Annotated in this window: 9 protein-coding genes, 1 other RNA gene and 1 pseudogene; 8 read left to right on the top strand and 3 right to left on the bottom strand. The window is 56.2% G+C overall.

Annotated features, from left to right (window positions below):
* Positions 1 to 112 precede the first annotated feature (112 nt).
* From ACYZTR_RS04750 to ACYZTR_RS04740, 3 genes are all read left to right on the top strand, one after another.
* The gene (locus ACYZTR_RS04750) at positions 113 to 391 is read left to right on the top strand and encodes a hypothetical protein (protein ID WP_461976855.1); all 279 of its coding nucleotides are present in this window, start codon (positions 113 to 115) and stop codon (positions 389 to 391) included.
* 95 nt (positions 392 to 486) lie between these two features.
* Positions 487 to 880, top strand: a transfer-messenger RNA (tmRNA) gene (gene ssrA / locus ACYZTR_RS04745).
* Positions 881 to 1,067: 187 nt separating this feature from the next.
* Positions 1,068 to 2,324 (top strand): integrase domain-containing protein, encoded by a 1,257-nt coding sequence (locus ACYZTR_RS04740; protein WP_461976853.1) that lies wholly within the window; start codon positions 1,068 to 1,070, stop codon positions 2,322 to 2,324.
* A 154-nt stretch (positions 2,325 to 2,478) separates the two neighbouring features.
* Here ACYZTR_RS04740 and ACYZTR_RS04735 read toward each other — a convergent pair whose 3' ends face one another.
* From ACYZTR_RS04735 to ACYZTR_RS04725, 3 genes are all read right to left on the bottom strand, one after another.
* Complete coding sequence (locus ACYZTR_RS04735; protein WP_461976851.1) at positions 2,479 to 5,955, bottom strand: DEAD/DEAH box helicase family protein; 3,477 nt, start codon at positions 5,953 to 5,955, stop codon at positions 2,479 to 2,481.
* Positions 5,956 to 6,397: 442 nt separating this feature from the next.
* Positions 6,398 to 7,507 carry a restriction endonuclease subunit S gene (locus ACYZTR_RS04730; protein ID WP_461976849.1) on the bottom strand — a complete coding sequence of 370 codons (1,110 nt, stop codon included), beginning with the start codon at positions 7,505 to 7,507 and terminating at the stop codon, positions 6,398 to 6,400.
* Positions 7,504 to 8,988 (bottom strand): type I restriction-modification system subunit M, encoded by a 1,485-nt coding sequence (locus tag ACYZTR_RS04725; RefSeq protein WP_461976847.1) that lies wholly within the window; start codon positions 8,986 to 8,988, stop codon positions 7,504 to 7,506. Before ACYZTR_RS04725 ends, ACYZTR_RS04730 begins: the two co-directional genes overlap by 4 nt.
* A gap of 134 nt (positions 8,989 to 9,122) precedes the next feature.
* Here ACYZTR_RS04725 and ACYZTR_RS04720 point away from each other — a divergent pair.
* The 5 genes and pseudogenes from ACYZTR_RS04720 to ACYZTR_RS04700 form a co-directional block, all read left to right on the top strand.
* A pseudogene (locus ACYZTR_RS04720) lies at positions 9,123 to 9,263 on the top strand (integrase); the annotation flags it as partial.
* A gap of 1,048 nt (positions 9,264 to 10,311) precedes the next feature.
* Positions 10,312 to 11,712, top strand: coding sequence for a YfjI family protein (locus ACYZTR_RS04715; protein WP_461976845.1), 1,401 nt, complete (start codon positions 10,312 to 10,314; stop codon positions 11,710 to 11,712).
* Complete coding sequence (locus ACYZTR_RS04710; protein WP_169862799.1) at positions 11,696 to 12,055, top strand: hypothetical protein; 360 nt, start codon at positions 11,696 to 11,698, stop codon at positions 12,053 to 12,055. Before ACYZTR_RS04715 ends, ACYZTR_RS04710 begins: the two co-directional genes overlap by 17 nt.
* Complete coding sequence (locus ACYZTR_RS04705) at positions 12,033 to 13,013, top strand: integrase domain-containing protein (RefSeq protein WP_461979580.1); 981 nt, start codon at positions 12,033 to 12,035, stop codon at positions 13,011 to 13,013. The genes ACYZTR_RS04710 and ACYZTR_RS04705 overlap by 23 nt, the downstream gene beginning before the upstream one ends.
* Positions 13,010 to 13,285 (top strand): hypothetical protein, encoded by a 276-nt coding sequence (locus tag ACYZTR_RS04700; RefSeq protein ID WP_047295632.1) that lies wholly within the window; start codon positions 13,010 to 13,012, stop codon positions 13,283 to 13,285. Before ACYZTR_RS04705 ends, ACYZTR_RS04700 begins: the two co-directional genes overlap by 4 nt.
* Positions 13,286 to 13,858: the final 573 nt, after the last annotated feature.

Genomic DNA, 13,858 nt, shown 5'->3' with positions numbered 1-13,858 from the left:
GCGCAACGCCGTAGTCATTTAATTAGGCCTCAACGAACGTGGCTTATTAAGACTCGGCCGAGCCGCCAGCTCATACGGCAACACCGAGACCATCAGTTCAAGGAGATACCCCATGAAACGTACCGCTCTTGCTGGTTTGTTTATTTCTGTTGCAATGCTGGCCTCTCCCGTTTTCGCAGCCGACACCAATCTGTGCACAGTGAAGCTTCAGGAACTGAAGAACAAAGTCACTACGCTCCCGGCCACGTCCGAAAACGCCACGATGGATATCAAGCGCATGCAGGCGGATGCCGAAATGGCGCAAAAGGCCGGTGATGACGATAAATGCGTCGCTTCAGCCACTCAAGCGTTGTCCCGTGTGGACAAAATGGGCAGCGAGCCAGCCAAGTAACCCGGGCAGGCCAACCTTCGGGTTGGCCTTCTGAGCCACGTTGGCGTACACTGCGCAGGCTTGTTGCTCACTTTGATTCACAGAGCAATGAGCTCGGGGCCGTTTAGGATTCGACGCCGGTTGCGAAACTTTAGGTGCATGCCGAGTTGGTAACAGAACTCGTAAATCCACTGTTGCAACTTTCTATAGTTGCCAATGACGAAACCTACGGGGAATACGCTCTCGCTGCGTAAGCAGCCTTAGCCCTTCCCTCCTGGTACCTTCGGGTCCAGCAATCATCAGGGGATGTCTGTAAACCCAAAGTGATTGTCATATAGAACAGAATCGCCGTGCAGTACGTTGTGGACGAAGCGGCTAAAACTTACACAACTCGCCCAAAGCACCCTGCCCGTCGGGTCGCTGAGGGTTAACTTAATAGACACGGCTACGCATGTAGTACCGACAGCGGAGTACTGGCGGACGGGGGTTCAAATCCCCCCGGCTCCACCACTTCATCATCTAAAGACGTCCACGGACGTCTTTTTTTGTGCCTGAAATTCAGTAAATACGGGGGGTTCAGGGCTACTCAGGGCTTTCCAGATTTTTTGAGTTCCAGGCGGTTTGGTATTCCCAATGGTATTCCCGACTCCCCGGCGCTAATCTTGGGAATACCAAAAGGTGTCATGGAGTACTTCTCATGTGCGCTCAAACCACCCGCCTGTCCGACCGCCAGCTCAAGGCGGTCAAACCGAAAGACAAGGATTACGTCCTCACGGATGGCGACGGGCTCCAGCTGCGAGTTAGGGTCAATCGCTCGATGCAGTGGAATTTCAACTATCGGCATCCCGTCACCAAGAATCGAATCAACATGGCACTCGGCTCTTATCCCGAGGTTTCTCTTGCGCAAGCGAGGAAGAAAACCGTTGAGGCCAGACAGCTGCTTGCACAGGGCATCGACCCAAAAGCTCAGCGCAATGAGCTGCAGGAAGCCAAACGAGCGGAAACGGAACACACCTTCGAGAACGTGGCCACCGCCTGGTTCGAGCTGAAGAAGGATTCCGTCACACCGGCGTATGCCGAAGATATTTGGCGCTCCCTCAAACTGCATGTTTTTCCGAGTATGAAATCAACGCCTCTCTCGGAAGTCAGCGCCCCGATGGTCATCAAGCTCCTTCGTCCGATTGAGGCCAAAGGCAGCCTCGAGACAGTTAAGCGAGTGAGCCAGCGCCTTAACGAGATCATGACCTACGGGGTCAATTCCGGAATGATCCTTGCCAACCCTCTCAGCGGAATTCGAGCGGTGTTCAAGAAACCTAAGAAAGAGAACATGGCAGCGCTACCACCTGATGAGCTTCCGGTGCTCATGATGGAAATCGCGAATGCCAGCATCAAGCGGACGACCCGCTGCCTGATCGAATGGCAACTTCATACCATGACCCGCCCTGCCGAGGCGGCCACCACTCGATGGGCAGACATCGACTTCGACAAACTCATCTGGACCATCCCTCCGGAGCGAATGAAAAAGCGTCGTCCGCACACAATCCCGCTGACCGAACATGCTCTCTCGTTATTGGAGACGCTTAAGCCCCATAGTGGCCACAGGGAATATGTGTTCCCGTCAGATAGAAACCCGCGCACCCACGCGAATAGCCAGACCGCCAACATGGCGTTGAAACGAATGGGCTTTCAGGACCGCTTGGTCAGCCACGGCATGCGCTCCATGGCCAGCACAATCCTGAACGAGCATGGGTGGGATCCGGAGCTAATCGAAGTCGCGCTGGCGCATGTCGATAAAGACGAAGTTCGAAGCGCCTACAACCGGGCGGATTACATCGAACGCCGGCGTCCGATGATGGCTTGGTGGAGTGAACATATCCAGAAGGCGGCCACCGGCAGCCTGTCGGCATCTGCTATCAATCAAACCAGGGACCGCAACGTCGTGTCGATACGCTGAGGACTCACCGGACGGCGACAACGGCGACAACCCGCGTAATCCGTAGCGCGCAGCGTGGCGACAGAAGTGGCGACTGTCGCCAAGCGCTTAGCCAAAAGCTACAACCCAGACGCCAGCGCAAACCGGGCAGCGCCCACGATTGAGTCAGTCGCCATCAGGCTGCCGCACTGCGTTTGATTGAAGCAATCACCGAAATGATCGCGTTGGCATCCGCGTCGCCAAACGCACCGTCTAATCCCTCGTGGTGCAGTGCGGTAAAAGGCGGTTCATATAGTTGACCCGCTTCCATCACGCCCTGCCGGGTTAGACGCTCGATGATCATTTCAACAAAACGAATCTGCTGACTGCTGTAGCGGTTCTCGTCGAGGAATTGACCGAAAGCCTCTTTTGCCGCATTGCGATCCAAGCCTACCAATGATCGGATCAACAGCGTCAGCGGTTGGTCAGTGCCGTAGCACTGTTCGAACTGCTCACGACTCTGAACCGGTTCCGACTCGTAGACAAAATGCTCCAGCTCGCTCAGATCGCTCGGCGTCAGCGGCCGGTTAAATTTGAGCTTGGCGATGGCCACATGGTTCTCATTGCCACAGATATAGGCTTCGACCTTTTTCCTGTACTGCTCCAGGTTGATGCCGGTATTGAAATCTTTCAGGTTGACTACAGTTGCTTCGCCAATCTCGTCGCTCAGCACGCTATAAACGGGGTTGTTCGGGCGGCGTTCGATAAACTTGATCAGCTCACGCATCTTGCGCCGCAGTTGCTCAAGCATCGGCAAGCGGATGTCCTGCCAGTACTCGTCGGTTTGCACGTCCTGAAGCAACGCAATTTCAGCATGCACTGCCGGAATGCTGTCCATCACTTCTAACTGGCTGGCCAGCTCGACCACCTTGTCACGATACGTCACGAAGTCGCTGGTCGAGCGAAGTAACGCCAGCTGCAAATTAAGGCACAGGAGATCGAACAACTTGGCGGTGATGTGCTCAGGAGCGCGCTCACTCGGCAAGCCTGCGACGTGACTGCGCAGATCACCCAGCGCTGCATCATCCAGCGCATTCCAAATTTCACGCTCGGTAAAGCGGGTTACGTGCTCAAGTTCGGTACGCACGATGAAGTTGTCTTTATTCATCGCCGCGACTTCGTCGTGCAACTCGTCGGTCAACTCCGTGCGCAGCTCGACAAAGGCATCGTACCGGCCTCTGGTTTCCGCCAGATCACCAGGCTTCCGAACGTCCTTCGGCGCTAACAACGACAGCAGATCCAGCCGCGCTTTGAACAACCGCTTGCCTAACGGTTCGGCCGTACCGCCCAAAGCGCCTTTGGGGTTTTCGTTGAAGTATTCGAAGTTGGCGCAGAAATCGAAGATGGCGAACTCGCGCTTGTGCACACCCGGCGCAAACAGGTCCGGGCATAGGCGCGTGCCGCGGCCGATCATCTGCAAGAACTTCACCTTTGAACGGACGGCCTTGAAGAACACCAAATTCAAAACCTGTGGCACATCGATGCCGGTATCGAGCATGTCCACCGAAATGGCGATCTGCGGCAGCTTGTTAAGCTTGCTGCTGAAGTCATCAATCAAGGTCTGCGCATAACTCACCGCATGGGTGATAACCCGCGCAAACTCACCCTTAAAGTGCGGGTAATGATGATTGAAGCGGCGAGCGATAAAATCGGCGTGCTTCTGGTTCACCGCAAAAATAATGGTCTTGCCTAGCTTGTCACCGCCCTCCACCGTTAGGCCGTTTTGCATCAAGTGCTTGAGCATCAGGTCAACGGTTGGCTCGTTGAACAGCTGCTTGTTGACTTCCGACGCCAATACCTCGGTAGGCGCATCACCTTCAGCACTGTAATCACCCCAATCCAGCGACTCCCAGTGCGCTTTTTCATCATCGCTGAGTTGATCGTAACGGATGCCTTCGCGAACGAACTTGATCGGCACCGAATACGCCTTGGGCGGCACCAAATAACCGTCATCCACTGCCTCATTTAGGCCGTAGGCGTCGGTCGGCACGCCAGTTTCCAGGCCGAACAGGTGATAGGTATCGCGATCCACTTCGTCACGCGGGGTGGCGGTCAGGCCCACTAAGTAACTGTCGAAGTAACGGAAAATCGCGCCGTACTTCTGGTACACACTGCGGTGCGCCTCGTCGATCACGATCAGGTCAAAGTGGCCAACGCCGTACTTGCGACGGTCACCCTCCATCTGCTCGATCAAACCCATCATGGTCGGATAGGTACACAGATACACTCGGCCCTGGCCGCTCTTGTCGGTGACCAGATTGACCGGACTGGAGTCCGGCAAGAACTCCTTAAAGGCATTGGCGGCTTGTTTTACCAGGGCTACCCGGTCAGCCAGAAACAGCACGCGCTTGACCCAGTTGCCCCGCATCAACAGCTCGATCAGGGCAATCGACATCCGCGTCTTGCCTGTGCCGGTGGCCATGGTTAGCAAACCGGCGCGGCGGCCCTGACTCAGGGATTCGGTCATCGCTCGAATCGCCCGGTGTTGATATGCCCGCTCAACAATCTCGCTATTGATCGGCAGTTCGCGCAAATCGGTTTGCAGGCTGCGCCGCTGAATCGCCAGTTCCAGTTCATCGCGGGTATAAAAACCCTGTACTTCGCGTGGTGGCGCACGGCGGTCGTCCCACAGCCAAGTGTGGTTACCGTTGCTATAGAAAATCAGCGGCCGCTGGCCTTTCTCGGCCTCAAGGCAATCGGCGTACAATTTGGCTTGCTGCTGCCCCACGTCCGGGTCTTTCAGGCTGCGCTTGGCTTCCACCACCGCCAACGGTTTGCCATTGGCCCCCCACAACACGTAATCGACAAAACCTTCGCCTTGCCCGTTGGGCATGCCGCTCACTGGCACTTCGGCGTCAGCGTTTTTGCCCAATTCCCAACCGGCCTCGCGCAGCAACACATCGATAAACAGACGACGGGTGTCGGCCTCGTCGTAATCATGGTTATCTGGCACGGCGATATTAGTCGCCTTGGCCTGGGCCAGTGCGGCACGGGTGGCAACCAGTTCGGCATCCAGTCGCGCTAGCAGCGCCTCGCGCTCACTAAGGTTGGCGGCTTGCTCGGCAATCGCCGCCTCGCGGGCTTCAAGGGTTCCGTGTTGGGCTGAGATCTGTTCCTGGAATTTGGCTTCCTGCTTTTTCAGTTCCGCACGGGTAAAGGCAACTGCCTCATTCATGCTAACGAGCTGAGGCACACGTTTTTCGTCAAATGCAGCGTCGATATTTTTTGGGTCGGTGGCGCGGGTATAAGTGCGTGCCAGCCAAAACAACACGTGAAACAGCTCGCGTACCAGCCTCATCGCATCGCTGTAGCCAATCGCTTGATTGGAGTGCACTGCCTGATTGCCAAACTTCTGAATCAAGCGCGTCTTTTGATGAATTTGCGGGGGCAGAAGGCGAACGAACTCCACCTGAGTCAGCAGCAGATTTAGGCCGTTGTCGTAAGGCATGCGCAGGTCGCGATCATGCTCGTACAACCAATGCACCGTCTGCTCCAACGCATGACGGGTACGCATACAACAGGCACGCGGGTCAGAATACACTAGGTGTTCCGCCCCCTTGGCCGGCTCAACCAGCGCTTTAAATTCGGGGATGAGAAATTCAAAGTTGCTCATATCAACCGGCTGCCTTTTGTGAGTCCATCTCGTCCAGGTGCTGTCGCACGCTGCCTATTGAATACTGAATCCTGCGGGTAAAGCTGGATGGCTCGCGGTAAGTCATCACCAACCGATCAATCGCGCGAGTTTGGCCACATACAGCAACCACGTTTCGTCGACCTCTCCACGGTATTGCGGTAATTCAACCGTAGGATGGTGGTACGCCCCAGGGCCTGAATACCAACGCTGGCGAAGCTGAATCTATGTCATTTTTACCGACCTTGCCGCGATAAATCGACTGCGCAGTGTGATACAGCACCAGCAGCGAATTACTCTAGGGATCGATCATCTGCACCACCAGCTTAAACCACACTGGCTGGAGATCATGTCCCTCGTCGATCAGCACCTCAGGGTATTGAGGCCGTGGAATTTGCCCTCGATCGACTGAAGTACAATTCGACTAAACCGCACCTAAAAAGCCTTTCCGTTGAAGTGAATGAAAGAGGTCGTCGACCAAACTCGACGATCTACATAGCTCTCGTCTATGCGCTTGAATCATAAGAGCGATTTCGGAAAAACGGATTTGAAGGTCTGTAGGCGGCCTGTATAAGCCAAGCTCGGCGATGCCGCCACTTGTTAACTGAGGAACCGCAGCTCCCGTAAAGCTACCCTTTATTTTTTCTTGAATAGCGGAACTCGTAATCACCGAATGCAGGAATACAGAGTTAATTCCCAACCTAGGACGCATGATCATCATCTGTGCGTTGATAAATGCAATATCGTAAACCCCATCAAATATGCAACACGCTCCAAGAGTTCCTCTAAGGGTAATGACCAAATCTCCTTTTCGTATTTTTCCTCTGGAAAGAGACTCGAGCTTTTTCTCGGTAATGAACTGCGTATTACGAAGATCTAACCTATGATCCGTAATATTTTTTGTGCTCAGAAACAAGACGCCACCAGAAACGATGTCACCTTTGCTAGGGTAGTTGGATGATCGATCACCATTTTCGAACTCAGCAAACTCTCCAAGCTTAGATGCTGGCCAACCTTTCGGATTTGTCACAGGGTCGCCGAACATTTCCAGAAATACGGATTGCAGCAGTTCATCAAGCTTGGTGATAGCTTCAAGGCGCTTGGTGCGTAGCGCGTCGGCCTTATCTAGAATCTCTGCGATACGACGCTGTTCGGAGAGTGGCGGAACAGGCACGAGCTCGCGGTGTACGACATTCCTGTTTAGCGTCGGCACGCCAGTTCCATGGTGAAAGCGATCTAGGTGTAAGTTTCGAAGCAGCCAGTAAATATACTTCGGATCATTTCCTTGAAAGTCCTTCACATACAAAGAAGTGTTCAGGGGCCAGTATCCGCCTTCAACATAATGTACTTTTCCAATGCTGCCGCTACGCCCCGTAATAACCCCCGGTCCAGCAACACGCATTTCATTATGAAAACCAACCGGGCCATTTGCCGCATAAATAGGTATCTCACCTTCAAGCCTATTTTGAATGGGCAAATCAAATCCACGTTGAAGTGTGGATACTTCACCTAGTGGCATCATACGCCAATTCATAACAACATCCCCTCCAACTCATCCATGCCCCGCGCAATTTCCGCCTCCAGCGCTTTTAGCTCAGCCAAGATTATTTGCGGCGCTTCATGCTGCACTTCCTCGTACACCACCTCCTTGTAGCGGTTGATCGACAAGTCATAGTCGTTGTCGACGATCTCAGTCTTAGGCACCAGAAAACTTTGCGCGGTACGGTCGAGACCGACAATGGTGCTACGCCTGTGCCAACGATCGATAATGTCGGGCAGGTTGTTACTCTCGTGCTTGCTCGCATCAAGTTCGTTGCGCTTGTCATCTAGCGAGAAGCCGTCAGCCTGCATGTTGTAAAACCAGACGTGGTCGGTGCCGCCAGAATTGGTTTTGGTAAAAAGCAAAATCGCGGTAGACACCCCGGCATAGGGACGGAACACGCCCGACGGCATTGAAACAATGCCGTCCAGCTTGTGCTCTTCCACCAGCATCTGGCGCAGCGCCTTGTGCGCCTTGCTGGAGCCGAACATTACGCCGTCCGGGACGATCACCGCCGCGCGGCCGCCGGCCTTCATCAAGCGCAGGAACAGGGCGAGAAACAACAGCTCGGTCTTTTTGGTTTTAACGATTTGCTGCAAATCCTTGGCGCAGGCCTCGTAATCCAGGCTGCCGGCAAACGGCGGGTTGGCGAGGATCAGACTGAACTGGCCCTCCACGCCAGCGTGGCCTTCGCTGAGGGAATCACGGTTTTCAATCGCCGGGTTTTCCACTCCGTGCAGCAGCATGTTCATCGAGCCAACACGGAGCATGGTGCTGTCGAAGTCGAAGCCATGGAAGGTGTCGTGATTAAAGCGTTTGGCGCTGGCCGCGTCCTGATACAGCTCCTGGCTGTGGTGGGTGTTGAGGTATTCGGCAGCCGTCACCAGAAAACCAGCGGTGCCGCAGGCCGGGTCGCAAATTGTGTCCGACGGTTTGGGGGCCATCATCTCGACCATCAGTTTGATAATGTGCCGGGGCGTGCGGAACTGACCGTTCTGCCCAGCACTGGCGATTTTGCCGAGCATGTATTCGTAGAGGTCACCCTTAGTGTCGCGGTCTTCCATGGGGATGGCGTCGAGCATGTCCACCACCTTGGCCAGCAACGCCGGGTTCGGAATGGTAAAGCGCGCATCCTTCATATGCGCGGCGTAGGTGGACTCGCCATCTTCGCCGCCCAGCGACTTGATAAAAGGGAACACCTTATCGGCAATCAGCGTGTACAAGCTGGCCGGATCACCCAGAGCCTTGAACGCCGCCCAACGCAAATGCGCCTGGTAGGGGCTGAAAATCGGCTTATCCATCGGCTGCCCGGTGCGCGCGGCCTTACGCTCTTTAACCGTCTGCAACTCGTCGAGGCGTTTGATAAACAGCAGATAGGTCATCTGCTCGATAACTTCCATGGGGTTGGAAATACCGCCGCTCCAGAACGCATTCCAGATCTGGTCAACTTGGGATTTGATTGCGCCTGTGATCACTTCTGATGACTACCTGAATTGAATAATGGGTTTAATGCCCAGCGAAGCAACACGGCGGACAATAGGCCAAGCCGGGAAAGCGCCAGCCTGACAAGGTGCGCGCAGTGTAACGATTAGCGGGTGAGGCTGTCAGGTACAACCGCGCGGACGACATAGAACGCCGCCGCCCGATGATGGCTTGGTAAAGTGAGCACATCCAGAAGGCTGCCACTGGCAGCCTTCTGGCATCTGCGATCAATCAAATGCAGGACCGCAACGCCGTGCCGATATGCTAAGCACTCAATGGATGGCACCGGTAGACGTAACGCCTCAAACGCAGTGACATTTCTGTTGGTGACACCGGTGACACCGGCGACACCGGCGACACCGGCGACACCGGCGACAACCCACGTAATCCGTGGCGCGCAGCATGGCGACAGAAGTGGCGACTGTCGCCAAACCTCCTGCATGTCTGCGCTCCTCCGGCCAAGCACCAGCGCATAGGAAGGCTCCGCATTCCCATGCGCTGGGGCTCACATTTAATAGACGACGAACGGCTCATCGTCCATCCAACACCACTCACGACCAAGGCATTCCAGTACCGCTGGCTGGCCCAATCGACTGCGCGCAGTCCGGTTGACCCAACCATACGCGGACGATAGAAAGAAGACTCAAAGCGCTGCCGTTGGCAGCTCCCAGGTAGCCAGAACCTTTGAGGCTACGCCACATCGTGGCGGTTCTCCCCAAGTGCGATTAGCGTCCGGCGGCTCGCACGGTCACAGCGATGTGATGGATGCCCAATCTTCCAGAATGCCCACCGCGGCAACTCATGCCCCCTCCTGGCTGCTCTGCAGCAACTTATCCGCTTGGCAATTTCTTGCGCCAACCTATTGCCCGTCTCTTTACCCCCGAAAGAGACGGGCGCATCTCACACTGCTGCAGCCCTGCTCGCACGGGGCTTTGCGGCTTTCCCCCTCGTGACAATCGGCGTGACAAACACCGAATGCTCACTCGCCACAGCGATGCCGATGATGGTGCCGCAGTCCAGGGGATGGACTGCACCTGACTGACAGTCAGGCATGCCCCGGTCATCGCCTCACTGCCTTCACCTGACTCAGGATCTCGCGGCACTGGTTTCGTCAGCCAGTGCAGCCTCCACCCGCCCACCGCTATCGGTGTTCAGGAGGCCAGATCATGAGATGCCCAAGTTCCCGGTCGTAAGGAGCCGTCAGTCCCGCGTGAGTGGACAAACCTCACAGGTCGCAGGGGCCTTGATCCCTGATAACACTCAACAACCGTGGCGGGATGAGTGAGGACGAAGTCGATAATCTCAGGAGAATAGCGATGCAACTGTGCGAAGCATTCGAGCCACCACAACCATTGCTGGAATACCAGCAGGCACCACTGTCCTACCCGGTTGAAGCACTCGGGGATCTGTTGGGCCCTGCGGTCGAACGACTGGCCGAGGTGATCGGCGTGCCCTGCGCCATGGCCGCGCAATCGGTGCTGGCCAGCGCTGCTCTGGTGAGCCAGGGTCATGCCAATGTCCAACTCGACGGCCGAACCTATCCGCTGTCCCTCTACCTACTGACGGTGGCGTCCTCGGGTGATCGCAAAAGCGCGGTGGATCACCTGGCATTAAGGGCGGCGCGCGACTGGGAGCGGCAGCAGTGGACCCTGTATGTGGAAAAGCTCAAAGCCTATCGCGCCGCTACCAGCATCATGGCCAAACCCAAAACCTCAACAGAGCGTGCTGAGGCGAAAGGCGGTGAGCTGTCCGAGCCGGTACCACCGAGACTGATCATTGCCGAACCCACCATTGAGGCCCTGGTCAAAAGCCTGTGCCAGGGCTTGCCCAGCATGGGCTTGTTCAATGATGAGGGCGGCCAGTTCTTGGGCAGCAGCACCATGAGCAAAGAGAATCTGCTCAAGGCGATCACCACCTTGTCGACACTGTGGGATGGCAGCCCGATCGACCGGGCGCGCTCCATGGCAGGGGAAAGTCTACGTGCCTATGATCGCCGCCTCAGCATGCACCTGATGCTGCAGCCCTACCTGGCCAACCAGCTGTTCAAAGACCCGGTGATCAATGGCCAAGGCATCCTCGGCCGCTGCCTTATCAGTTGGCCCGAGCGCCTGGCCGGCCAGCGACTCTACAAGGCAATCGACCTGACCAGAGATGCCAAAGTCCAGCGCTACCAACAACGGATCACCGCCCTGCTGCAAAAGCCCTGGTCGCTTCACAAGGATGGATCACTCAATCCCGTCACGCTGGAACTGACTCCCCGTGCCCGTCGTGCCTGGATCGATATTCACGACACCATCGAGTGCCAGTCTGGCGAGTTCGGCGAGCTGGCCGGCGTCCAGCCTGTCGCGGGCAAGGCCGCGGCGAATGTGCTGCGCATCGCAGGCGTGCTGGCCATGGTTGAAGAGGCCAGTCAGTTGGAGGAAGCACACATCCAGCGCGCCTCCACGTTGATGGATTACTACCTGGCTGAGATCCAGCGCTTGACCGAACAGGAGCCGGTCAATAGCCGACGCGAAGAGGCGGATCGGCTGCTGCGCTGGCTGGTGCAGAAAGGCTGGACCCACTTCACCATCCGCGACGTCAATCGAAACGGCCCTCGTTTTGCCCGCAAGAGCGCTGACCATACCGCTTCTTTATTGGTCGTGCTGATCACTCATCGCTGGCTGAGCAGCCGCGATGGCAAGACTTTCGAGGTGCGCCATGTTCCGCCTCAATGACGCGGTGCGCCGCTATCAGGCACAACATCAACCACAACCTGAATCACGGTGTGTCGCCGCCTCTGTTGCCACCCTGTCGCCACGCGCCAAGCCAGAAACGACGCGGGTTGTCGCCGCTGTCGCCGCTGTCGCCACACCACCCTTGGAGCCTGCCCTCCTCGCCCTGCTGATCGAGCAACTGCGTGAGGAAGGGGCACTGCTGCAACACCAGGAGAACGCCCTCCTGATCCGCCCGACACACTGGCAGCAGATGGACAGGCTCAGCCCCCACTGGAAAGCCCTGCTGCTCTTTCTGCAAACAAATGAAAACGGTGATGACGATGGCCTTGGTCGGTCGGCGTGATGGTCGCAACTTTGGCTATGGCCGCCAGCTGAGCTACGCCGGCCCACAAGCACTCAAGGATCTGTTTGTCGGCGGCCACTTCGCCACGGTCAAAGCGCATAGTGATCGCTGGCAAGCGTTCGTGCGTTGGTGTCGGTCAGAGGACGGCCCCGGTTACAACGATGCGCGCCAAATTGATCGACGGACGCTGCAAGACTACGCCGCTTACCTGCGCCAGCAGATCCAGCAAGGTGAACTCTGCATCGCTACCGCACAGAACCGCCTGAGCAGCGTTAACCGCACCCTCGCCGCGCTGCGCGGTGATCAGGACGTGAGGATCGCCAGCCCGAGCCAGGCGTTGGGACAGAAGCGTTCGACCGTACGCACCCGCGCGCCAGATGGCCAAGACCATCAACAGGTGCGGCGAGTGATTGAGGCGCTTGGCGAACAGCAACACGAGCGGGTGGCAGCGATTGTCCTTTTGGCCCGAACAACCGGTATGCGCCTGCGCGAAGCGATCCTGGCTGACCTGCCACGCTTGCACCGCGAAGCCGAACACTTAGGCCGCATCAACATTCAGGACGGCACCAAAGGCGGTCGCTTAGGGGCTTCAGCGCCGCGATGGATCGCGGTTAATGAAGCGGTGAAGGCGGCGCTGCAGTTGGCTCGTCATGCGTCGCCGCCCCATAGTCGCAACTTGCTGGCCCGAGACGAAAGCTACGCCGCGTTCCTGCAACAGACCGTGCTCCCCGCCCGCGACACGCTACATGAACACGGGCTGAAGGGCTTTCATGAACTGCGAGCAGCCTACGCCTGCGAGCGTTACGAACAGCTCACTGGCCACGCCGCACCGGTCAATGGTGGCCACTGCTATCGCCTTGACCGTGACCTTGATCAACAGGCGCGGAAACAGATCAGCCTTGAACTCGGGCATTACCGGATCGATGTAGTTTCGGCCTACATTGGAGGTCGAGCGTGACCAAACCCTTCGATATGGCGCTGTTCCTGAGCGGCGTATTGAATGGCTCGCAGGCCACCCAGCAACGACACCTACGGCAAGCCCGAGTCATGCAAGCGGCCATTCAACAACGATGGCAGCGAGACAATCCCTGGACCTGGCAGCTCAAGCATGTGCGCTGGTTTCTCACTCAGCACCTGAAAGACCACTCCGACGCCACCCAGTATTACTATCGACTCACCACCCTATTGATCTGGAAACGCTTAGGAAATGACCGCGAAATGCTGATCTAACGCTCGAATCGTGGATAGCCCCCCCCGGACCGCCCTCAGAAATCGTAGGGCTACTTGCTCAGCGAGATCCTCACCTTCACGGTCATCGGGCAACCTATTTTCGGTGCATGCTATTTTTCGACTATGGATCACCAATGTAGGTCAGCGTGTCTCAATGCCGGAGCTGATAGGCTTAGCTAACGCTACAGTACCCACACCACAGTTGACATTTCACTTGACAACTGATTAGATTCTTAAAGATCGTCTTTTAATGCGTTAAAGGCTCACTAGGTACCAACAGGAGGGCTGGCTACGCCAGCCCTCCTGTTGGTACCTAGTGAGCGAAAAACAACTGTTTTTTCACACAAAATGGTCGCAATGTAATGCATTTCGTCGGTTAAAGCCTTGCAATCACAGCCCTTCACCTGTAAATGCGCAGACTGAATGTGCTAACCTCAAATTCAAGTCTATATCTCCACCCTTATGGGTACTTTGCCATGATCAGCGGCCACCAGCATTCAAAAGACCTTAGCTTTGCGGAAATGATGAGCCTTAAAAGCAGCTCACGTGACCGCCAGGTTGATGCTGTCTATG

The organism is Pseudomonas sp. Hz4 (assembly GCF_054898165.1).
Note: the sequence above shows the minus strand (reverse complement) of the source record. Positions and strands in the feature narration are given on the sequence as shown.